Source organism: Labilibaculum euxinicum (assembly GCF_009795715.1).
Lineage (GTDB): Bacteria > Bacteroidota > Bacteroidia > Bacteroidales > Marinifilaceae > Labilibaculum > Labilibaculum euxinus.
Window position 1 is genome coordinate 68,507 of the sequence record NZ_WTCR01000013.1, and the last position, 23,577, is coordinate 92,083.

A 23,577-nucleotide genomic window follows, 5' to 3' on the forward strand; every position below is an offset into this window, starting at 1 on the left:
CTAATTAGTAAATGTCACACTTACTTCTGTTCCTTCATCAAGGTCTTTGTATTCAATCTTAATTTTATAATCCAGATCGTTGAGAATTTCAATTTTTTTATTGATTAGTTCCAATCCTCTGGACTGATACAATTTGATCGAATCCTTTTTATTTTGCTGAGAGCGTTCCCGTCCAATTCCATTATCCCGAATCATACATTCCACACCATCTTCCCGATCTGAAAAGCGAATCTGCAGAAATCCAATTTTCTCACCAGGCTCCAAACCATGTTTAATTGCATTTTCTACCAAAGGCTGCAAAATCATTGGCGGAATTGTTTTGTTTTGGAGGTCATCAGAATCCAATTTAATTTCAAAATCAAACTTCCGTTCTTTATGTTTTACCTGTTCCAATTCAATATACATCTGCAATAAATCCACTTCCTCTTTAATCGTAATTTCACTGCTAACCGAAGCTCCCAGTAAAACCTTTGATGATTTAATAGATGCCTCCATGTAAGCACGAATCAATCTTGAAAACTTAATTAAGTATTCGTTGGCCTTTTCGGGCTTATGCAAACTGATTAAATTCTGTACTGACGACAAAATATTAAAAACAAAATGAGGATTTAATTGTGCCTGCAAAGTCGCAATTTCAAGAAATTTTATTTTTCGTTCCCGATCCAACATTTTCATTTTAATATGGATTCTGGAATGAACAAAAAAACCAAGTATCAACACCAATATTACAAAACCAATTAAAGTATGCTGATAAAAACGAGGCTCCTTATAAAAAGGCAACGAAATTTTAAGATGCAAATGATCCTCTTTTTGTGTTGTTACATTTGGATTTCCGCCTGGGCGCGCCATTACATGAAAACAATAGTTTCCTGAAGCCAAATTCCGATAGTTTGCATACTTCTTTTTTGTCCAATCGCTCCAAGTTTTATCTACACCATCCAACTTGTATTTGAACATCGGATTGGTTGGCAAACCAAAACCAATTGCTTCAAAAGATAAATCCAATTCGTTACAACCATTTTCCATACAAATTTCTGATCTGGAGATTGTATCTGAATAAATTATTCCCTTATCATTTAGGCTTGTAATTCGCACATCATAAAAATCAGTATCAAAATTGACTTTATGCAGATCAATAACTGAAGTGCAAGTTGTAGAAGGAACGTACAACAAATCTTTATCCAGTAAAAACCCATTCTGACAAACCTCCTCGGACAAAAATCCATTTCGAAAATTGAACAGCTTCATGCGGATATTTCCTTTGGAATAAAATAATGCCAAATCCATCGCAAAAACCTCCAAAGAAGTTCCAACAATCAGTAATTCATCACTTTTCGAGATAATTCCGGCAATATTGTTTTCGATGATTCCATCGTCGACTCTTCTAAATTCCTCATTTTGTGAATTGTAAAACCACAAACCGTCCTTCCCTCCCATCCAAAAATTTCCTTTTACATCTTTATGGATAGAAAAAACACCATACTTAGGACCGCCTTCTATTTTTGAAAAACATTTCTTTTTTCGGTCGTATTTGGTGAGACAACCATTAGTCCCAATCCAAATATTTCCCTCTTCATCAAAATCTATAGCTTTAGGATGCGAAGGAACCAACTGCTTGCTTGAATCAATCAGAATCTCAATATTTTCCTTCTCATCGATAAAACCAAGTCCGTTCATTTGTCCGAATATAATTCGATTGCTAACAGAATCGTATTTCGTGATCAAGGAAATTCCGGTATCGAATTTCTTTGTGTTTTTGTAGTTGTATTTCACCAATCCGTAATGCGTAGGAAAATACAGAAAACCCTTTTTATCTTTTGAAGCACCATAATAGTAATCGGTCTCCTTTCGGTGGAATGGCCCCGGAGCAAGAATTTCCTCCTTGGTTTGAGATTTCATGTCCAAACGATACAAAGCATCTTTATATACAGCGCCATAAAAATGACCGTCATCCCCTTTAATCATTGTCCAGATATCGTTCATAAAGCTTCGGGGAAAATTGGATATGGGACCATTAAATATCTGATACAAGCCATTGTCCGAACCAGACCAAATATTATTATCCCGATCTAAAATAGCCGGATATGGTGCTTTTATAAAATCCAAATTGAATTTTGTGGAGGATTTTGTAACACTATCCAAACGGTAAAAAGAATAGTCATTGACATACAGATAATCCTTTACTGGCAAATGGTTTATTTTAATACTATCAACCCGGTTGTTGGTCCTGTAAACACTAAAATAATTACTTTTATCAACAGGATTCAGGTAATGAATGTTTTCATTTTCTTCCTCCACCAAGACAATTTCCTCCCCCTTTAAAGCTAAAACCTTTCGTTTTACAGAACCTTCAAATTTAATTTCGCGTTCTATTTTCCCATCCGCAATACTAAAGATTTGATTTAAATCCTGCATTGTAAAATACATCCTGGCTTTATCCTTTACATATGCTACCGAATTTATGACCCCTTTAAAATCCGCATCCGAAACGTATCGCTGTATTTCAGCTGTATCCCGATACTGAAAAAGGCAATTTTCAGATAAAATCCAATACTCTTCATTCCCTATAATCACCGCAGCAGGATTTTTGAAGCCTGTTAACAGCAGCATATCCCTGCCATCAAATCGATACAATTGATCGTAGGTTTTTACATAAACCCGTCCTTTCGAATCGCTTTCAATCTCGTATATACTTTTATTAGGCAGGTAATTCTCAAACTCTTCCCCGTTGAACTTCACCAAACCAGACTTGGTTCCCACCCAAATATATCCTAAATGATCCTGATGAATTGCCCGAACCTGAATTTGAGGCAAACCCGAATGAGTTGTATAATTGATATATGGACGCTGCTGTGCAAACACAGAAAGAGTCAAAAAAATCAGGAACATGATGAGACAGATTCTCCTCATTTTGAGTTTAGATATAAGGGGTTTTTAAATACAAATACCAAGATAGGAATTCTATTCTAAATTATGATTCAATAGATAACAAGTGAGCAGATAGAGTAATAAGTGGTAAATAATAAGACAATCCAAAGGAAACAAACTGTCAGAATATATATGCTTGGTTCTTAAAAAACTCCCACTTATTACCGCAAATTACCACTTGTTATTTTCTTCTGTGACTTGCCGTTGAATCCAACTACTTTTAAAAGAAAATACAAATCTAAAACTCAAAAAAATGAAAAAACTTCTACTCTTAATCACTGTTTTCTTTACAATCGTTTTTACCGGACAAGCACAAAGACGGGTTATTCTTCACCACCAAGGTACTGCAAGTATGTACAATACAATCAGCACTGCCATAACAGCATCCGCAGCCGGCGATACCATTTACATTTCAGCAGGCAACTTTATAGAAGATTTACACATTAATAAAGAACTTACAATATTTGGTGCCGGTCATCACCCAAGCACCACCGCAGCTACAGGAATAACAGAAGTTTCGGGTGCTGTTTATGTTAGAGCCGGTGCCATAAAAGGCAAAATAGAAGGACTGTACTGCGATGACATTAGTATGTCCGCTTACAATGCCTCAGACCTTACAGGATATGCCATTAGCCGATGCAACATGAGAAACATTACCTTACCCACAACCATTACTTTTTCATCATCATTTGTGGTTTCGGAGTCTATTATAAGAGGCACTACCAATATTAATAATTGCACTACTTACATATTTGAAAAAAATATATTCGGAAACTATATCCAATATGCTAAATATGGACTATTTGCCAATAATGTTTTTCTTCTGGGAACAGCAAATTCTCTCTGCTACCCAGGATCAGAATGCACTTTCGAAAATAATATAATTTATTACAACAATACTACACCAAGCTATTTGTTAAGAAATTCCAACAATATTGCGTTACACAAAAATCTTATCATCAGCGACTACGATTACCAAACCAACCCAATAGCCGACAATACTTTTACCAGCAATCAAATTGCAGCCACAGCCGATGCAGCATCTGTTTTCACAAGCTGGGATGGAACAACAACCATCTACGCTTACGATTTTGATTTACACCTACAAGCCCCTTACGATGCAATTAACGGAGACGATGGAACTCAAATCGGAATTTACGGAACCAAAGACAATTTAGATAATCCAACTCCTTACAAAGACAATTGTGCACCTGTTATTCCATTAATCGAAGAAAAAACCATATCAAGAACAACCAATACCGATGGCGATCTTCCTATTCAATTTAAAATATCAGCTCAAAACAACTAAATATGAAAAAAGTAATTCTATTACTATTGCTTTTTTCAATTACGCATACTCTTTACTCCCAAAACATTGACAAGTATGAATACTGGTTCGATGATAATTTTACATCTCGGATATCAGTCACAGAAACGGGAGTTGCAACACTTGAATTAAGCAATAATATTAACACTACGGGATTATCCGATGGTTTTCATTCTGTTCATTTCAGGTTCAGAGATGATTCCAAAAGATGGTCCGTACCAGTAACTGATTTTTTCAGGAAATATCCTGACGGAACAGTTGCGGTCACCCGCAATATTTCGAAGTTTGAATATTGGATAGACGATGATTTTGCCAGTCGGATCGTCTCAGCCATTCCTGTGACAAACATTGCCAATCTCAATCAGGTGATGGATACAAAAAGTTTGGCTGCAGGATTTCATTCCATTCATTTTCGCTTTTGCGATGATTCAAAGCAATGGAGTACTCCGGTAACATCATTCTTTCGAAAATACGAAATTGGAACAGAAAGTATCGTTCGGAAAATTAATGGTTTTGAATACTGGATTGATGATAATTTCGCAGACAGACATGCTTCGGCAATTCCTGTTACCGGCATCGCCAATCTGAATCAGGTGATGGATACAAAAACCTTAGCAACCGGATTCCATTCCATACACTTTCGCTTTCGCGATGATTCAAAGCAATGGAGCACTCCGGTAACTTCTTTCTTCAGAAAACACGAAATTGGAACAGAAAGTATCGTTCGAAAAATTAATGGTTTTGAATACTGGATGGATGATGATTTCAACAATCGAATTGCCTCATCTTTGCCTTTAGCCGATACTGCAGTAATCAATCAGGTTTTGGATACCAAACTGCTGGCAAGTGGCTTTCATTCAATACACATGCGGTTTAAAGATGATTCGAATCAATGGAGCGTTCCTGCAACATCTTTTATTCGAAAATATGGCAGCAATTCCGGAATCATTGCCCGAAAAATCACTTCGTACCGATATTGGTTCAATGATGATGTAACAAGTATCAATCAGGTTGATTTAAATGAATCGATTACTCCATTCACCTTGTCAGAATCCATTCATCTCGATCAGCTTCCCATTGGAGACAATCAGCTCATTCATTTTCAATTCCTTGATGACACCAAACAATGGAGCGTTGCAACTACCGATACAATTAATAGGTTAGCTCGGGTTGTTGCTAATTTCACCGCCGATAAAACAGAAAACTGCGGTTCAATGACTGTTCAGTTTACCAACAACTCAAGCGATGGAGAAACTTACCTTTGGGATTTTGGCGACGGAAATACAAGTACCGAAGAAAATCCTCTGCACACATACGATACAGCTGGTTCGTTTACCGTATCATTAACAACAACCAATGATACCTATTCCTTATCAGATGTTTCAAGCATAACGGATTTTATTAGCATACATGAAATTCCAAGTATTGATTTGGGTGCTGATGTGCAAATCTGCGAAGGCAGCGAACACACTTTTAGTGCAGCCGATAATTTTGCTCAGTATTTCTGGAACAATACAGAAGGTACAAACGAGTTAATCGCTTCCGCGGAAGGAGATTACACCCTAAAAGTAGTGGATAACAACGGATGCGAAGCTACTGATATAGCGAATCTTTCTTTCCACGCTGCTCCATCGGTTGATTTGGGTGCTGATGTGCAAATCTGCCAAGGTGGCGAACATACTTTTAGTACAGCCGATAATTTTGCTCAGTATTTCTGGAACAATACAGAAGGCACAAACGAATTGATCGCTTCCGCGGAAGGAGATTACACCCTGAAAGTAATTGATGCAAATGGTTGCGAAGCGACTGATATAGCGAATCTTTCTTTCCACGCTGCTCCATCGGTTGATTTGGGTGCTGATGTGCAAATCTGCGAAGGCAGCGAACACACTTTTAGTGCAGCCGATAATTTTGCGCAGTATTTCTGGAACAATACAGAAGGTACAAATGAATTGATCGCTTCCGCGGAAGGAGATTACACCCTAAAAGTGGTGGACAACAACGGATGCGAAGCTACTGACGTGGCAAATCTTTCCTTCCATACTGCTCCATCGGTTGATTTGGGTGCTGATGTGCAAATCTGCCAAGGCAGCGAACACACTTTTAGTGCAGCCGATAATTTTGCGCAGTATTTCTGGAACAATACAGAAGGTACAAACGAGTTAATCGCTTCCGCGGAAGGAGATTACACCCTGAAAGTAATTGATGCAAATGGTTGCGAAGCTACTGATATAGCGAATCTTTCTTTCCACGCTGCTCCATCGGTTGATTTAGGCGCTGATGTGCAAATCTGCCAAGGTGGCGAACATACTTTTAGTGTCGCGGACAATTTTGCGCAGTATTTCTGGAACAATGCAGAAGGAACAAACGAGTTGAACGCTTCCGCGGAAGGAGATTACACCCTAAAAGTGGTGGACAACAACGGATGCGAAGCTACTGACGTGGCAAATCTTTCTTTCCATACTGCTCCAACAGTTGATTTGGGCGCTGATGTGCAAATCTGCCAAAGCAGCGAGCATACTTTTAGTGCCGCGGACAATTTCGCACAGTATTTCTGGAACAATGCAGAAGGCACCAATGAGTTAATCGCTTCCGCTGAAGGAGATTACACCCTAAAAGTGGTGGACAACAACGGATGCGAAGCTACTGACGTGGCAAATCTTTCTTTCCATACTGCTCCAACAGTTGATTTGGGCGCTGATGTGCAAATCTGCCAAGGCAGCGAGCATACTTTTAGTGCCGCAGACAATTTTGCGCAGTATTTCTGGAACAACACAGAAGGCATCAATGAATTAATCGCTTCCGCTGAAGGAGATTACACCTTGAAAGTGATTGATGCCAATGGTTGCGAAGCAACAGACATGGTGAGCCTAACTTTTAAGGAAAGTCCGGATATTAATTTGGGCGACGATATTGATCTTTGCGAGGGTGAAACTCATACTTTTACGGTTTCGGATGCCTACGCTCACTACTTTTGGAACGACGTGGAAGGCACAAATGCGCATGAAATCGGTTCAACCGGCACCTGCACTCTTCGTGTGGAAAACAGCAATGGCTGTTCGGCTGCCGATCAGGTATCGATAACCGTTCATGACTTACCGCAAATTCCTGTCGCAACTTACAACAACGGCATTCTGTCTTCTACATCTGCAACTGAATACCAATGGTACAGAAACAACGAGGTGCAGAATGGAACCACCAATCAGGAATTCTCGCCATCGCAGGATGGAAACTATTCCGTAGAGGTTTGGAATCAATATGGATGCAAATCAGAAATATCGGAACAGGTAGAAGTCATTTTGGTAGGAATTGAAGAGCTTATCAAAAAGAACATCTCCATTTATCCGAACCCAACAAAAGGAAAGTTGGTGATCGATTTGCATGAAAATTTCAATTACTCAACCAACATACAGGTAGAATTGTTCGATTCAGCCGGAAAACTAATCTTGTACAAACAACTGGAACCAACAACCACTCTAGACTTGACAAGTTATCCGGCAGGATTGTATTTTGTTCACTTTATCAACCAAAACGAAGCTGTCAGCTTCAAAATTGTTAAACAATGATGTAGTAGAAGTACATTTTAGTTAGAGGGAAGGGAATCTGTTTGTAACGGGTTCCCTTTTTATTTACGATCTCAATTGCATACAGCAAAGGCTTCACAAAAATTCTGTATCGAAACAAACTCAACACCTATTCCGCTATTATTGATTGTTAAATGTATCTGCCTTTTTGGATTTCAAAACGGCATGCAATTATTAAAACTTTTAGATTTCTTTCGCCCGCCATGGCTCACAACTTATTCGAAATGAAATAATATACTCAGCTTAATAATTATCTTATACTACTGATGAATTAAGTTACTCTGCTAAATAATTACAAGTTCATTTTATTAAATCGCATCATCAGCTAATAAAATATCATTTTCCGATGACCAAAATAAGTACTCAGATGTCATCTGAATAGATTATATATTCAGCTGATAATATAAAATCATTCGCAAACAGTATCATTTATTCAGCTGAGCATACAATCTGCTACGCAAATACTCTCGTTTATTCTTCTGATATAGTAATAATATCAGCACAATGGTATAAAACCTTGCTGCAACAAGATCTTGCACCACCCTACAGAATCAAACAGGAAGCAATTATTACGAATAATAAATCTAAATAAGAGCAAACATAAAATATTTCTCATTATCAAAACCATTGCTTAGCCACTAATGAATCGGAAGTACAGAACAGGTAATTTCATCCTGCCAATTCAATGCATTATAATCAGCAAAATCTCATTCTATTTTTTTATACATTTAGACTTTGTTAAATATATCACGAGCAGAAAGACCTAAAACAGAACCACAATGAAACATACAACATTCAATGATGTTATTTAGGCAAACAACAATCAGGCATTCTTATTTAATCTGCTGCTGTGAGATTTATCTATTATCAAATTATTCAACTTGGCAGGTTTGACAGGATAGATTGTCTTTAGTTCTTAATACGTTTATATATCATTTGATTTAAAATAATATAAAATGAAAAAAACATTTTTTATTCTTGCTTTGGCTAGTATCCTATTTTCTTGCTCAAAAGATGAGGAATTAACTGCTGAGGAAATGCACACTCTCACCAGTTATTCCGAACCTCCAACAGATTAAGGCAAAAATTGGAGCTCCATATTGGGAAGGTAATAATACAGATGGTGGAGTTTTAGTCCAATCTGATATCTTATCTAAAGGTTATAGACTTTTCTATTTTAGTAAAAAAAACGGTGAATTTGCCAGACATTACAATTTTAATAGTGAAGATGAGTTATTCGAAGTTTCGATAAACTTTAATGGTACTTACGACAATACAACCTTCTTAATTCATTGGTTTGAGCATAAATATGGAGTATGCGCAGCTTCAAAAAATGGAGATTACATCTGCCGTGAGTGGAAAACTTCGAGTAATGGTATCTTATTACGGTACAAACTAGACCCTGGTGGGTTAGGAATACACAGTATGGCTGTTAAGTATTTTAAATAAATCACATAAACACCTAACCCTATTAACATTCAACTTTATGATGAAATTAACTACTGTTGTTATCTATAAAAAATAAACGAAATGAAGATACTATTATCAATTATCATCCTAATAACCTCAAATCAACTTTTATTCTCACAACTAGATACAACATCATTATTAACAACTAAGGAATACTTAAATAGTTCCTTCGCTGTTAATAATTTTCTCTGGAGTGGTATGAGTCTTGGACAGAATATTGCTAAAGACCTAGACAAGACAGTGTTTGACATATCAAATTTTGATAAAAAAAATATAGACTCATTAGATGAAAAATACAAAGGTCAATATGAATTAGTTTTAGAAAATAAAGAAGCAATAAAAGAGTATATCGAAGAGTCTGGTCTTTTTCTTGCTGATTATTTCTATTATAGTAGCAATTTTATTCCTAGTTTCTTTACTGTAGATAAAGAAGGCGAATTAACAATCATATTCTCTGGATTGTGGTGTCGTGAAGTTTATAACATACAAAAATTATCAAGTAAAGAGAGAGTGGCAGAGATTATTACTAATCACGTATTACCGTCATTAAATTACCTTATTAAACATTTCAGGAACAGTAAAATTATGCGTTTTGGATTTATTTGTACTTATGGTAGTAAAGATCCATATGATAGTTCTACATCATCTTTGGAAGGAGAATCAGTTGCATTCATAACAAGTATTGATAAAAGAATACGTAGATGGTGATATTACGGATAATGAATTTGCTGAAACTGCCGAAATCTACATTAACGACAGAAGTATGGTTTCAGGTAAGAAAAAAATTAATGTTAATTTTAATTAGTAGTCACTATCCCGCAAAATGTGTAATTGCTATTTTCAGGGTTAGACTTTAGTTAAGTCTGACCCTTTCTTTAAATATATGTGAAGTAATTAATTCAACACTTTCATACAATCTTTATAAAGGCACCTAAAAATAATCAGTCTAATATGCCATCAGCAACCATTCCTTTAGAATCCGAATCCTATTATCACATTTATAATCGTGGTATTGACGGATGTAATTTATATCGGGAGATTAATGATTACAAACATTTCTTAAAACTTTACGAGAAGTATATTGATCCAATCGCAGATACTTTTGTTTGGGTTTTGATGCCTAATCATTTTCATTTGCTGATTAGAATAAAATCGGAGAAGGAAATTGGAATTTACAAAAATTTAAACTCTGACGGGTCTAAAGACTCCGTCAGGTTTCAAACCCAACCAAGTGTAAACCTGTCAGAGTTCGAAGAACCTGATAGAGTTGGTATCAAAAAGCCAAATCCCACAAAACACTTTTCACATCTTTTTAATGCCTACTCCAAATACATTAATAAAAAGTACCAACGAACAGGATCCCTTTTCGAAAGACCTTTCAAAAGAAAACTGGTAGAAGACGAGACCTATCTTCGAACGCTGGTCTTATACATCCACAACAATCCCATTCATCACGGATTTACGGATATTGCCGTGGACTATCCGTGGAGCAGCTATCTAACTTGTTTATCGGTTAAACCAACAAAATTGAAACGAAAAGATGTAATTGAATGGTTCGATGATGAAGCTAACTTCAGATTTGTGCATCAGCAACACGTTGATTTTATGGAGATGGATGAATGGCTGGAGATCTAATTCTTCACCTCTTAAAACTCTGACGTGTCTAAGGACTCCGTCAGGTTTCAAACCGAACCAGATGAAAACCTGTCAGCTCCTGATAGAGTTGGTATCAAAAAGCCAAATCCTGCAAAACACTTTTCACATCTTTCTGCAGGAGCAAAAAAAAGGCCCGCTCTTCATTATTTCGAGCGGGTCTTTACTTATAATTAATGGTGTGATTAATTTTGTTTTTCCAATCTCTCGGTTAGCTTTTTAATGATTTGTTTAGCATCCCCAACGATACCCAAATCGGAAACCTGAAAAATTGGTGCGTGTTTGTCTTTGTTTACGGCAATAATCAAATCAGAATCTTCCATACCCGCAACATGCTGGATGGCTCCTGAAATACCAAATGCAAAGTACAAATCGGGACGAACAGTTTTCCCTGTCTGGCCCACCTGACGATCGTGACCAATGTAACCGGCATCAACCATAGCACGGGAAGCCGAAACTTCTGCATTCAATGTATGAGCTAATGCATCCATTGCTTCAAACCCTTCTTTATTACCAATTCCACGTCCGCCTGAAACCAAAATTCTGGCTTCGGTAATATCGATTAGATTGTTGTCTTCCTTCACAGTTTCCAACAATTTCACACGAAACTTAGCTGCATTGAATTTCACCTCGTAGTTCACGATAGCTCCGGTACGACTTTCGTCAGCATCCATTGCAAACAATACTCCCGGACGAACCGTTCCCATTTGCGGACGATGGTTTTTACAAACAATAGTCGCCATAAGGTTACCTCCGAAAGCAGGACGAGTCATTAACATTTCGCCATTTTCGCCAATCTCAATTTTGGTACAATCAGCAGTTAAACCAGTGCCTACACGAGCCGAAACTCTTGGACCCAAATCACGACCCAAAGTGGTTGCCCCGATAAATAAAGATTCCGGTTTTCTTTCGCTGATAATTTGGCAGATTGCCTGTGTATATGGTTCTGTAGTATATTCTTTTAGTTCAGGAGCATCCACAACAATTACCTCATCGGCACCACGAGCGATTAAGCCTTGTGCCTGATCAGTAATCTGATCTCCCAACAACATTGCGTACACCTTGTCGCTCAACTCATCAGCCAGCTTTCTAGCCTGTCCTAACAATTCCAAAGCTACGTTTTGAATGATACCTTCACGTTGTTCGATGAAGACGTATATACCTTTGTAATCCTCTAATTTCATAGCTGTAACTAGTTTAGAATGAATTTCTCTTTTAATTTCTTGATGATGATTCCTACGGCCTCATCAGTACCAACTTCGTAAAGTTCACCTGCTGGTTTCAAACCACGGGCAAATGCTTTGTGTACGCTTGTTGGTGATCCTTTTAATCCCAAATCTTTCTCATCAACTTCAATTTCGTTGAATCCCCAAACCTCAACCTCTTTTTGGTAGGCATCAACAATGCCGCCAACATTCATGTAACGTGGAGTGTTTGCCGATGAAAGAACGGTTACCACACAAGGAGCTTCTACCTCCAGCATTTGGTATCCGTCTTCGATATGACGTTTCATTGTGAATGTCTTATCTCCGTCGAATTTTAAATCTTCCAAATAAGATACCTGAGGCAAATCCAAATGCTCAGCAATCTGAGGACCTACCTGAGCAGTATCACCATCAATCGCCTGACGGCCTGTAATCAAAAGATCAAAATCGATCTTCCGTAATGCACCTGCCAAAGCGTGCGAAGTAGCCAAAGTATCTGCTCCTGCAAATTTTCGATCCGTTAAGTGAATCGCCCGATCAACGCCCATAGCGTAAGCCTCACGAAGAATTAAATCGGCCTGAGGAGGTCCCATGGTAATTACGGTAACATGAGCTCCTTTTTCATCTTTTAACTGCAATGCCATTTCTAAACCACTTTTATCATCAGGGTTCATAATACTTGGCACACCGTCGCGGATTAAAGTTCCCGTTACCGGATCAATTTTTATTTCGGTTGTATCCGGTACCTGTTTAATACAGACAACTATTTTCATTTTGTTTTCTTTTTATTGGGATTGTAGGGACACGACATGTCGTGTCCCTACGAATAATTAAATCCTTATTTTAACATATTGGCTGAAATTACCATTCTCTGAACTTCTGATGTTCCTTCGTAGATTTCTGTGATTTTTGCATCACGCATCATACGCTCCACCGGATATTCTCTGGTATAACCATATCCACCGTGAAGTTGAACTGCCTTATTGGTTACTTCCATGGCTGTTTCAGCAGCGTATAGTTTAGCCATTGCAGCATCAACCGAATAAGGAAGTTTAGCATCTTTTTTGTAAGCTGCTTTGCGAACCAGCATACGCGACGCTTCCGTTTTGGTATTCATATCAGCCAACTGAAATTGTGTATTCTGAAATGCAGAAATCGGACGACCGAACTGCTTTCTTTCTTTCACATATTTCACTGTTTCGTCGATAGCTCCCTGAGCAATACCCAAAGCCTGAGCCGCAATACCAATACGTCCGCCATCTAAGGTTTTCATAGCAATACCGAAACCTTTACTCAATTTACCCAACATGTTTTCCTTAGGAACAATACAGTTTTCGAATACCAATTCGCAGGTTGCAGATCCGCGGATACCCATTTTCTTTTCTTTTTTTCCGATAGAAAAACCTGGAGTTCCCTTTTCAATGATAAAAGCAGTGATACCACGTGTACCTTGTGATTTATCAGTCATCGCCAAAATCACATAAACATGAGCAAATTCAGCATTGGTAATAAATATTTTACTTCCGTTGATGATATAATTGTCACCATCCTCGACTGCAGTTGTCTGTTGTCCTGCGGCATCAGTACCAGCATTAGGTTCAGTCAAACCAAAAGCCCCAATCCATTCTCCTGAAGCAAGTTTTGGAAGGTATTTTTGCTTTTGTGCCTCTGTTCCGTACTCCAAAATAGGAGCCGCACACAATGATGTGTGAGCCGATACAATAACCCCTGTAGTGGCACACACTGCCGACAGTTCTTCAACGGCCATCGAGTACATTACATTTGTTCCGCCTGCACCACCATATTGCTTTGGAATAGGAATACCCATAATTCCAATTTTGGCCATTTTCTCAACTGTTTCAACCGGAAATCTTTCCAAATCATCTACTTCAGCAGCCAAAGGTTTCACTTCATTCTCAGCAAAATCCTTAATCATTTGCTGGAATAATTCCTGTTCTTTTGTTAAGCTAAAATTCATTGTTTAAATATAGATTTCAGATATGAGATTTTAGATGTGAGATTTATTCACAGCTCACATCCAGTGACTCATATCTCATCATAAGTTATATATCTTTCTAAATAATCTCTGAACTAAAACCACAGATAAGTTGAAATTTAAGATTCAAGATATCAAGTGCAAGAATTTCTCATGTCTCACATCTAATATCTCACTTCTCATTACACATTTTTCAAAATAATTGCAGTACCCATTCCGCCACCAATACAAAGCGAAGCCAAACCAAACTCTTTTCCGGTACGCTTCATTTCGTGAATTAAACTTACGGTAATACGAGTTCCTGATGCTCCAATTGGATGACCTAAAGCGATAGCTCCTCCGTTCACATTGCATCTTTCAGCAAAGAAATCAGCATCAACAGCGTGATCTTCGCACAATTGTTTTACCACTCCTAATGATTGTGCCGCAAAAGCTTCATTCAATTCAAGCACTTCCATTTGCTCCAATTTCATATTCGCTTTCTTCAATGCACTTGCAATTGCAGGAACAGGTCCCATCCCCATAATTGCCGGATCAACACCACCCTGACCGGTAGCTACAATCTCAGCAAGAGGAGTTAATCCAAATTCTTTAACGGCCTCTTCCGAAGCAACCAATACAAAGGCCGCACCATCATTTATACCCGATGCATTGCCTGCTGTTACAGTTCCATCCTTTTTAAAAGCGGGACGTAAGCCAGCTAATTTTTCTACGCTGGTTCCGCGATTAATGAATTCATCCGCATCGAAAATGATTGTTTCTCTGCGGGATTTTATCTCTACAGGAACAATTTCATTCTTAAAATTTCCCTTATCCTGAGCGGCCATTGCTTTTTGCTGAGAAGCAAAAGAAAAAGCATCCTGCTCTTCGCGGGTTAAGTTATATTTAGCAGCAATGTTTTCTGCCGTAATTCCCATATGGTATCCTTCAAAAGCATCTGTTAAACCATCAAAAACCATGTGGTCAACTGCTTTCAAATCCATCATTTTGTGTCCTGTACGAACAGTTCCCGGCATTACAAAACCAGCATCCGACATGTTCTCGGTTCCTCCGGCAAGTATCAAATTCGCTTCCCCGGCTTTAATGTTCGCATAGGCCAAATTGATTGTTTTCATACCTGAACCACAAATCATGTTGATTCCGTAAGCAGGAACTTCCTGGGGAATACCTGCTTTAATGGAAGCCTGACGGGCAATCCCCTGACCTTGACCAGCCATAAGGATATTACCAACAACAACCTCATCAATTTTAGCCGCGTCAACGCCGGTTTCTTGAATGATGTTCTTGATTACTGTGGCTGCCAAATCAGTGGCTTTAACAGGAGTTAATGCTCCTAAAAATTTCCCGATTGCAGTTCGCTTGGCTGCAACAATATATACTTTGCTCATATCTAGTTTTTTCTCATTTCAATTAAATCCTCAGCAATAATTAATTTTGCATCGGTAGCTTCCTGAATTTGCTCAATGGTAAATAAAGGATTGATCTCTTTTAAAAGAATTCCTTCCGGAACGATATCCATAACACCCATTTCTGTGATAATCATGTTTACCTGACCTGCCGCAGTTAATGGAAGATTACAATCCGTCATGATCTTATGACTTCCGCGTGCAGTATGCTCCATGGCAAGAATTACACGCTTGGCTCCAACGATCAAATCCATAGCTCCTCCCATTCCCGGAGTTTTTTTGCCTGGAATAATCCAGTTTGCTAAATTTCCTTTTTCGTCTACCTGAAGGGCTCCCAAAATAGTAACATCAACATGACCACCTCTAATAATTCCAAAAGAAACAGAACTATCGAAACTACTGGCGCCATTTTTACAAGTAATAAATCCACCACCGGCATTTACAAAATCAGGGTCTTCATCTCCTTCAGCAGGAGCAACACCCATCCCCAACAATCCATTCTCCGATTGTAAAATCACATTCACATCTTCAGGAACGTAATTTGGGATAATTGTTGGCAATCCGATTCCAAGATTTACTACATCACCATTGTGTAATTCGAGAGCTGCTCTTCTGGCAATTACCTCTCTGATTTCATTTTTATCCATGTGAGACTATTTTTAGATGTGAGATGTGAGACTTGAAATATGAGACTTGCTTTTCTCATATCTAATATCTCATGTCTAATTTTTATCTATTTATTCTTCTGCTTAACTCCTGAGCTGCGTATGATGCAACATCATCGGCATATTTATTCATTCCAAAACCGGCATCGTAACCCAATTCTTTTGCCAACTCATGAGAAATCCGCGGTCCGCCGCAAATTAAAATTACTTTCTCGCGCAATCCTTCAGCTTCCATTAGCTCAACCAGTTCTACCAAATTCTTAATGTGAACATCTTTTTGAGTAACTGTTTGTGATACTAAAAGAACATCAGCTTCAAATTCTATTGCTTTCGCAATAAACTCTTCGTTTGGCACCTGACTTCCCATGTTTAAAGCTTCCATCATTTCGTAACGCTCCAAACCATAGTGTCCGGCAAAACCTTTCATATTCATGATGGCATCGATTCCAACAGTATGCGCATCGGAACCTGTACTGGCGCCTAAAACACGAATCGGACGACCAATGTTTTCTTTAATGAAATCATCCGTTTCGTGCATATCCATAGCCGTTGCTTCCACTTTAGGAACAGTAATTCCTGTAAAATCGACAGTATGAATACAATTTCCATAACAATTGAAAAATGTAAATCCTGCCATTAGCTCCTGCACATATACAACCTGAGGATTTTCAAAACCCATTTTCCTCATCATTTGCTTGGCTGCTTCGATGGCCTCGTCGCCTTTTGCTACCGGTAATGTAAAACTAACCTGAGTTTTACCATCGTTCATGGTATCGCCGTAAGGCTTGATCTTAGTTAGATCAAGTGTTTTATCAAATTCGTTGGAATCAGTTGAATAAAGACCTCCACTCATTTTTTTGTCTCCTTTATATTTTAAATATCAAATGCAATCGCACCCGTGTCTTTTAACACCCCCCTAATCCCCCCTGAAAGGGGGACTTCCCAGCTCCCAAAACTTATTTTTTTGGAACTTTTTACTTGATGCTTTGTACTTGTTACTTTATACTTGTTACTTTTTATGCAATAATTCAATAAACGGATTGAAGTAGTTGCTTCCTTTTTCCACAACTCCAGCCAAACCTTTACCGCCGTTTTTCGGACGTTTGATATCAGCAAAAATTCCTTTTTCAAGTGCTGTAAACAATCCTTCTTTTTCGATTTTCTCAACCAATTCAGTTGCATCATCAAGAACTTTTGCTGCACGCTGACGAATGATTCCGCCTTCTTTGAATTCCATTTCATCACCAATACTCTTCATGTTGTTGAAAATGTATTTAGCGTTTTCAATAGAAAGATATCTGTCGGACATGAATGGTGTGTGAATTGCTTCAGTAAGCATTCCCAGCAACTGAATTCCTTGTCCGGTCCAAATTGAAATTTGGTTGAACAATGCATCCTGAACATGGCCTTTAAATACATTCCCGGTCATGAATTTTGTTGGAGGCATATATTTTAGAGGAGCCTTAGGAAAAATCTCTCGGATCATTTGAGCTTGACCCAACTCATAAAGGAAACCATTCTCTAGTCCCGGTTCCATTTCGAAAGCGTGACCTAACCCCATTTGTTCTTCAGGTAAACCTGCTACCAAAGCCAACTGCTCGTTAATAAAATCGGAAGCCAACACAGTGTGAGCCTCATCAAATGCATCAGCAGTTGTCAGGTAATTATCTTCTCCAGTGTTAATAATTACACCGGCAAAACCATTCAATAATCTTGAAAAGTACTGATCGACAATAGTACGTTGCATGTTGATATCGCGGAAAAGGATACCGTACAATGCATCGTTCAACATCACGTCCAAACCTTCAATCGCTCCCATTGCAGCAATCTCTGGCATACACAAACCAGAACAGTAGTTACACAAACGGATGTATTTGCCTTCTTCCTCACCAATTTTATCAAGGTGAGTACGCATAATTCGGAAATTTTCTTGAGTTGCCACAGTTCCACCAAAACCTTCGGTTGTTGCTCCGTAAGGAACGTAGTCAAGCAAACTTTGTCCGGTAGTACGAATTACAGCAATAATATCGGCACCCTGACGAGCTGCCGCCTCTGCCTGAACAACATCTTCGTAGATATTACCAGTTGCCACAATTACATATAAATAAGGCTTTGGTCCTTCACCTATTGTTTCTATGTAATTATCTCTTTTCGCTTTGCGATCCTTAATCACCTGAATACTTTTCATTACAAAAGGTTGAATTGCCTTGTGAATTTCTTCAGTTGAATGAACCGGAATCTTAGTTAGATCCAATTCTCCAACAGCGATTTTCTCTGCAATTTCCTGCGGGTTTAAACCTGTTTCCAAAACAGCATTTCCCAAAAAGAACATTACACCTTCGCTCAAAACTCCTTTTTCCTGCAATTCATCAACAACAACATTTGGTAACGGCACCTCGTTGTTATCAACTCCATCGATTCCCAAAAGACGACACAAAGTTCTCTCAACTGAAACAGTTGAATAGTTCTCTACGAATTTCTGAACCTCGTCTGCAATTCGCTTCGACACCTCTTTTGCGTGTCCAACTTTCTCAAAGTCAAGACCTAGTTTACTCCTCTCCATTTCTTCCTAATTATGATTTAAGAATTATGAATTATAAATCAGGAAACTGTATTACACAATTCATCATTTATAACTAATAACTCATAATTTATTCTTACTCGCTAATTGGTTCTGCGCTTTTTCAATAATCTCTTTATCGATTCCCAATAAAGAAGCAATCCGAAGCGCTTCGTGAGGAACTTCCCCTTCCAGATCCTCTACCAATGAATAATCCATATAACTGTTTATATTTTTGCGGGTGATTACATTTGCACCCAAATCCTTGTCCAGACCTTTCACCCGAAGTTTTCTGAACTTGGATTTTAAACCACTGTAATGTGTAGTGATTACGCTTTTTATTTTTCCTTGATAAAAAATATCCGCTACGGCATTTACAATTGCCAAACCTTCTACCGGATTTGTTGTCCGAGCCAATTCATCAATCAAAACCAAAACATTTTTATGGCTTTTAGAATCTTTTACCATACGGCTCACATTCAACATTTCAGAAGCGAATGAAGACAAGCCATTCAATTCTGACTGCTCATCGCCAACCGATATCATTACTTTATCAACAATGCTGATTTGTGCCGATGCGGCCGGAACAAAAAATCCAAACTGAAACAAATACTGACAAAGAGCAAGTGTTTTTAACACTACCGTTTTCCCAGCCATATTCGCTCCTGTAATTACACAAACCGAACTTTCAAGCTCAATATCTATAGTCTGGTAATTTTTATTCTGGTTTGCCAGTTCATTTTTAATCATTGGGTTGAACAAGCCCCTATATATTGTATTTCCCTTAGATACTTCTCCCTTACTCAGCTGTAAACTTTTAGCTTGAACAGCTTTCGCGATCAATAAATCCAAATGAGCCAATTGCTGCAAAGCATTTGCTAAACCGGATCCGTGTAAGGAGATTTTAGAACATAGATCCTCACGAACCTTTGCCTCAATTTCTTGTGATTTGCTAAATAAAACTTCAATGTCCAATTCAGAATCTCCATTTTTACTCTTAGCGAATCTCAACTCTTTACGAGCTACAGCCAATTCCTCTGAATAATTATCGTAGATGTAAAAAGATGGAATTTTTGTATTTTGAGGATCAAGCAAACGAATCAATTGACTCAGATCCTGAATTTCCAGAAAACTCTGCTTTCCTTCTTTTTGAAGTTCAACAATATCCTGAGCCACTAAAGCAAACACCTTAATTTCGAACAGTTCAACATCATCAAGCACCAAATTACCAAGCAAATTATTCACGCTTCCACGGATATCGCGCAACTGAGCTAATTTATTCTGAATTTGAAAAATAAAATCTGAATTCAACTCCAAAGCTTGTACTATCCGATCCACCAAGTTCAATTCGGCAGTAATTTCCTTTTCGCAGCACATCATTTTCGAATCCAGCAGACAACGTCTTCCCATGGGAGATCTTAAATCCAGATTCTCCATCAGAAATTGCAATCCGCTTGTATGTGATACTACTTCCCGAAACATTTCTACAATCTTTTTATATCGTAAACCGGCACATTTACTTTATCCTGCAATGCACTTTTCAACTCATCCGAATTCAATCGGTATCCATCAGGCGAAACAGGATTAATTGTAATCGCCAACAAATTGGTTTTATTTAAAACCTGTATTCTTCCGCCTCGCTTTACAAAAGCATAATAGGTTTCAGGATTTGCAAATACTCTTGTAAAATCCCTGACAATCAGCTTTATTTCAGATATCTGCTTCTGATTTTTCAAGAATTCTAAAAACTGATCGGTTACAGCGCCACTCACAAAAAAGCTATTGCCATACTGAAAAAGCTTATCTTTTTCTTTTTTAATCAGCAAAACAGAACTAATTCCAGTATCCTGAAACTTGCCTTCCGAATCGATTGCCCAAATGCCATTATCTACTTCAGATAATTGAGCTTTCAAATTCATTTCAATTTCCGGCAACTGAATCAAATCATACACATATTTAGTCTTATAAACCAATTGCGTAATATTTGCCGAAAGAGCTGCTCCTGTCGCCAAAATCATGGCCTCGGTTACAGCTGGCGAACCTATACTTTTGCGGGATAAAGCACCATCAACAATGCACAGCTCTACTCCTTTATTTTTTAAATCAGCAATTAACTCCTTAATGGAATGATTGCTAACGGGTCCCGACAAAAGAACCTTACCCTTGCTTAAAACTTTTGCGCTTACCAACCGACCTAAACTTGTTGATTGACGGGATACATCTATCACTTCAGATATCAGCTTTCGCTGTTTGTAATGCAATTCCGAAGTCACAAAAATCATCCCTTCACTAAGCTCTATTTCGGGCTTATTTGTTTGTGTAACCTGATCACAGCTTTCGCCATCAATACCAATTGAAGTCAGAGCTATTTGTTTACGGCTGTCCCTAAGCCGGGACAGCACGTAATTCAAACACTCGGTCTTCCCGGTATTTTTCTCAAGTCCTACAATCGAAAGACTCTTATAATTTTCTATGTCGTTAAGAAACGGCATCTATTTTTTTATTTCTGTCTTTTCTAGCCAAATGATCTGGTTCTATTGATAATCTATCTCCATTTAAAAGAGATGCAACCCCTTCGTGTTTCTCATTCATCGTACAATCAGGACAAGTGCATTTATTATCGTAATGAGAAGGTTCAGTATAAGTTGTAATCACTCCTTCAAAATTTCTCATTACCACTTTTCCAGGACTCTGAGAAATTACATACTGAGGCATCACCGGAGTTTTTCCTCCTCCTCCCGGAGCATCAACTACAAAAGTTGGCACCGCAAAACCAGAAGTATGCCCCCGAAGATTTTCAATGATCTCAATTCCCTTAGAAACCGGAGTTCTGAAATGCTCCAATCCCATCGAAAGATCACACTGATAAATATAATACGGACGAACCCTGTTCATTACAAGGTTGTGCATCAACTTTTTCATGATGTGAACACAATCATTCACCCCTTTTAAAAGTACCGATTGGTTTCCTAAAGGAATCCCTGCATTTGCCATGCGAGCCAATGCATTTTTAGAATCCTCAGTCATCTCGTCGGAGTGATTAAAATGAGTATTCAGCCAAATTGGATGATATTTACTCAACATTTTCACCAAATTATCCGTAATACGTTGTGGCAAAACAACAGGAGTACGTGTTCCTATACGAATAATCTCAACATGAGGAATAGCTCGCAAACGGCTGATAATATATTCTAATTTATCATCGCTGATCAACAAAGCATCCCCACCCGAAAGAACTACATCTCTTATCTGCGACGTATTTGCGATGTACTCAATTGCTTTCTCGATATTATCCTGAGGAGTTGAAGCATCAGACTGTCCGGCAAAACGACGGCGGGTACAATGACGGCAATACATCGAACACATATCAGTTATCAGAAACAAAACACGATCCGGATAACGGTGAGTTAAACCAGGAACAGGAGAATCTTCATCCTCATGCAATGGATCCAAAAGATCTGCCGGAGAATGATATACTTCTGCGGCTGTTGGAATTGCCTGCTTACGAACCGGACAATTTGGGTTATTCTGATCAATTAGAGTCATGTAATATGGAGTAATAGCCATACGCAATGATGCCAATGATCTGCGAACTCCTTCTTCTTCCTCTTCAGTCAAACTAATGTATTTCTTTAACTGATCCAATGTTTCAATACGGTTACGCACCTGCCATTTCCAGTCATTCCACTGAATATCGGTTACCTCAGGAAACATTTCTCTGCGTCTGTCGTTGTTAGTCATTACACGTATAATTTTTCGAACAATTCTCTAATTCCTTTTGAATTTCTGATAATATCTAATGTTAGGTCGGCATGTCCAATTGCATAACCATTCCCAACAATCATATCAACATCTTTACCCACACCCTCTGCTCCAAGAGCTGCTTTACTAAACGATGTGGCCATTGAGAAGAAGTAAACGCATCCTCTGTCTTTGGTAATTAAAATAGATGACATTTCTGTAGACGCAACATTTACATTGTTGATTACTACATCGCATCCTTCCTCACCAGTTATTTCGGTTACTCGTGTGTAAACATCCATTACATCTGTTGCATCACCAACCAAAACATCAGTAGCCAAACCAAGATTTTTAATGCGCTGTGCATTTTCTTTCGAATACTCCACAACAATCACTTTTCCTTTTGGCCCAACCTTCTGCATTGCCTGATAGCAGCAAAGCACACCCGATTTTCCACCACCACCGATAATACAAACCGTGTCGCCTTCTTTCACCAAACGATCTACCTGAGCAGGAGCACCTGCAACATCAAGAGCTGCCAAAGCCAATTTCTCAGGCAAGTCTGTTGGAAGAACTGCATACAAACCACTCGCAAAAAGAATCGCCTGAGCGTCTACATCAACCTGATCGTTAGACAAATTAATATTTGTAATCTTTTCGATATTAAGAGGAGTTAATGATAAAGAAACCAATGTGGCTATCTTATCACCAACTTTTAAATCCTGATTTGGGAAATTAGGACCAACCGCCTTAACTGTTCCAATCAACATTCCACCAGAACCCGTTACCGGATTTTGCATTTTACCGCGTTCAGCAACAATAGAAAGAATCATTTCTTCCATTTTTGCTTTATCAGCATCACAAGCGCCCTTAATCTGAGTAAAACTTGCCGAATCAATATTCAATGTTTGAACATCAATTAAAACCTCATTGTCGTAAACCGACATGTTGTTATCCAACTTTTGAGCTGGTTGTGGAAGAGTACCTTTTGGTTCAAGTACTCTGTGTGTTCCGTATTTATTTCCTTTGTTCATTTCCTATT

Annotated in this window: 17 protein-coding genes; 5 read left to right on the forward strand and 12 right to left on the reverse strand. The window is 38.3% G+C overall.

The features are described from left to right. Positions 1-2,889 carry a sensor histidine kinase gene (locus tag GQR60_RS16140; protein WP_160463503.1) on the reverse strand — a complete coding sequence of 963 codons (2,889 nt, stop codon included), beginning with the start codon at positions 2,887-2,889 and terminating at the stop codon, positions 1-3. Positions 2,890-3,181: 292 nt separating this feature from the next. Between GQR60_RS16140 and GQR60_RS16145 the strand changes: the two genes are divergently transcribed. From GQR60_RS16145 to GQR60_RS16160, 5 genes are all read left to right on the forward strand, one after another. After that, positions 3,182-4,237 (forward strand): right-handed parallel beta-helix repeat-containing protein, encoded by a 1,056-nt coding sequence (locus tag GQR60_RS16145; RefSeq protein WP_124993931.1) that lies wholly within the window; start codon positions 3,182-3,184, stop codon positions 4,235-4,237. 2 nt (positions 4,238-4,239) lie between these two features. Further along, positions 4,240-7,821, forward strand: a complete 3,582-nt coding sequence (locus tag GQR60_RS16150; RefSeq protein WP_124993932.1) for a PKD domain-containing protein — start codon at positions 4,240-4,242, stop codon at positions 7,819-7,821. 974 nt (positions 7,822-8,795) lie between these two features. Then, entirely contained in the window at positions 8,796-8,918 is a 123-nt protein-coding gene (locus GQR60_RS20240; RefSeq protein ID WP_262885277.1) for a hypothetical protein, read from the forward strand. A 451-nt stretch (positions 8,919-9,369) separates the two neighbouring features. Next, entirely contained in the window at positions 9,370-10,017 is a 648-nt protein-coding gene (locus GQR60_RS16155; RefSeq protein ID WP_124993933.1) for a hypothetical protein, read from the forward strand. Positions 10,018-10,260: 243 nt separating this feature from the next. Further along, positions 10,261-10,944: a hypothetical protein gene (locus GQR60_RS16160; protein ID WP_124993934.1), complete on the forward strand. Its 684-nt coding sequence runs from the start codon at positions 10,261-10,263 to the stop codon at positions 10,942-10,944. Positions 10,945-11,147: 203 nt separating this feature from the next. Here the strand turns inward: GQR60_RS16160 and GQR60_RS16165 are convergent, their stop codons facing one another. From GQR60_RS16165 to kdd, 11 genes are all read right to left on the reverse strand, one after another. After that, positions 11,148-12,146: an electron transfer flavoprotein subunit alpha/FixB family protein gene (locus tag GQR60_RS16165; protein ID WP_124993935.1), complete on the reverse strand. Its 999-nt coding sequence runs from the start codon at positions 12,144-12,146 to the stop codon at positions 11,148-11,150. An 8-nt stretch (positions 12,147-12,154) separates the two neighbouring features. Beyond that, entirely contained in the window at positions 12,155-12,940 is a 786-nt protein-coding gene (locus GQR60_RS16170) for an electron transfer flavoprotein subunit beta/FixA family protein (RefSeq protein WP_124993936.1), read from the reverse strand. 65 nt (positions 12,941-13,005) lie between these two features. Next, on the reverse strand, positions 13,006-14,145 hold the full coding sequence (locus GQR60_RS16175) for an acyl-CoA dehydrogenase (protein ID WP_124993937.1): 1,140 nt from the start codon (positions 14,143-14,145) through the stop codon (positions 13,006-13,008). Positions 14,146-14,345: 200 nt separating this feature from the next. Further along, on the reverse strand, positions 14,346-15,551 hold the full coding sequence (locus GQR60_RS16180) for an acetyl-CoA C-acetyltransferase (protein ID WP_124993938.1): 1,206 nt from the start codon (positions 15,549-15,551) through the stop codon (positions 14,346-14,348). Between the two features lie 2 nt (positions 15,552-15,553). Beyond that, complete coding sequence (locus GQR60_RS16185) at positions 15,554-16,216, reverse strand: 3-oxoacid CoA-transferase subunit B (RefSeq protein WP_101309421.1); 663 nt, start codon at positions 16,214-16,216, stop codon at positions 15,554-15,556. An 82-nt stretch (positions 16,217-16,298) separates the two neighbouring features. Continuing rightward, positions 16,299-17,087, reverse strand: a complete 789-nt coding sequence (gene kamE, locus GQR60_RS16190; protein ID WP_124993939.1) for a lysine 5,6-aminomutase subunit beta — start codon at positions 17,085-17,087, stop codon at positions 16,299-16,301. Positions 17,088-17,243: 156 nt separating this feature from the next. After that, a complete protein-coding gene (gene kamD / locus GQR60_RS16195) occupies positions 17,244-18,797 on the reverse strand; it encodes a lysine 5,6-aminomutase subunit alpha (protein ID WP_124993940.1) in 1,554 nt (517 codons plus the stop codon). Between the two features lie 81 nt (positions 18,798-18,878). Beyond that, positions 18,879-20,276, reverse strand: coding sequence for a lysine 5,6-aminomutase reactivase ATPase KamC (gene kamC, locus GQR60_RS16200; RefSeq protein ID WP_124993941.1), 1,398 nt, complete (start codon positions 20,274-20,276; stop codon positions 18,879-18,881). Between the two features lie 2 nt (positions 20,277-20,278). Further along, positions 20,279-21,286 (reverse strand): lysine 5,6-aminomutase reactivase subunit KamB, encoded by a 1,008-nt coding sequence (kamB, locus tag GQR60_RS16205; RefSeq protein WP_124993942.1) that lies wholly within the window; start codon positions 21,284-21,286, stop codon positions 20,279-20,281. Continuing rightward, positions 21,273-22,535 carry a lysine 2,3-aminomutase gene (kamA, locus tag GQR60_RS16210; protein ID WP_124993943.1) on the reverse strand — a complete coding sequence of 421 codons (1,263 nt, stop codon included), beginning with the start codon at positions 22,533-22,535 and terminating at the stop codon, positions 21,273-21,275. Before kamA ends, kamB begins: the two co-directional genes overlap by 14 nt. Then, positions 22,535-23,569, reverse strand: coding sequence for an L-erythro-3,5-diaminohexanoate dehydrogenase (gene kdd, locus GQR60_RS16215; protein WP_124993944.1), 1,035 nt, complete (start codon positions 23,567-23,569; stop codon positions 22,535-22,537). Before kdd ends, kamA begins: the two co-directional genes overlap by 1 nt. Positions 23,570-23,577: the final 8 nt, after the last annotated feature.

Coding starts and splice junctions, on each gene's coding strand:
- GQR60_RS16170 (WP_124993936.1), bottom strand. CDS start 12,940: ATGAAAATAGTTGTCTGTATTAAACAGGTACCGGATACAACCGAAATA.
- GQR60_RS20240 (WP_262885277.1), top strand. CDS start 8,796: ATGAAAAAAACATTTTTTATTCTTGCTTTGGCTAGTATCCTATTTTCT.
- kamC (WP_124993941.1), bottom strand. CDS start 20,276: ATGTTTCGGGAAGTAGTATCACATACAAGCGGATTGCAATTTCTGATG.
- GQR60_RS16155 (WP_124993933.1), top strand. CDS start 9,370: ATGAAGATACTATTATCAATTATCATCCTAATAACCTCAAATCAACTT.
- GQR60_RS16165 (WP_124993935.1), bottom strand. CDS start 12,146: ATGAAATTAGAGGATTACAAAGGTATATACGTCTTCATCGAACAACGT.
- kamB (WP_124993942.1), bottom strand. CDS start 21,286: ATGCCGTTTCTTAACGACATAGAAAATTATAAGAGTCTTTCGATTGTA.
- GQR60_RS16140 (WP_160463503.1), bottom strand. CDS start 2,889: ATGTTCCTGATTTTTTTGACTCTTTCTGTGTTTGCACAGCAGCGTCCA.
- kamA (WP_124993943.1), bottom strand. CDS start 22,535: ATGACTAACAACGACAGACGCAGAGAAATGTTTCCTGAGGTAACCGAT.
- GQR60_RS16180 (WP_124993938.1), bottom strand. CDS start 15,551: ATGAGCAAAGTATATATTGTTGCAGCCAAGCGAACTGCAATCGGGAAA.
- kamE (WP_124993939.1), bottom strand. CDS start 17,087: ATGAGTGGAGGTCTTTATTCAACTGATTCCAACGAATTTGATAAAACA.
- GQR60_RS16145 (WP_124993931.1), top strand. CDS start 3,182: ATGAAAAAACTTCTACTCTTAATCACTGTTTTCTTTACAATCGTTTTT.
- GQR60_RS16160 (WP_124993934.1), top strand. CDS start 10,261: ATGCCATCAGCAACCATTCCTTTAGAATCCGAATCCTATTATCACATT.
- GQR60_RS16185 (WP_101309421.1), bottom strand. CDS start 16,216: ATGGATAAAAATGAAATCAGAGAGGTAATTGCCAGAAGAGCAGCTCTC.
- kamD (WP_124993940.1), bottom strand. CDS start 18,797: ATGGAGAGGAGTAAACTAGGTCTTGACTTTGAGAAAGTTGGACACGCA.
- GQR60_RS16175 (WP_124993937.1), bottom strand. CDS start 14,145: ATGAATTTTAGCTTAACAAAAGAACAGGAATTATTCCAGCAAATGATT.
- GQR60_RS16150 (WP_124993932.1), top strand. CDS start 4,240: ATGAAAAAAGTAATTCTATTACTATTGCTTTTTTCAATTACGCATACT.
- kdd (WP_124993944.1), bottom strand. CDS start 23,569: ATGAACAAAGGAAATAAATACGGAACACACAGAGTACTTGAACCAAAA.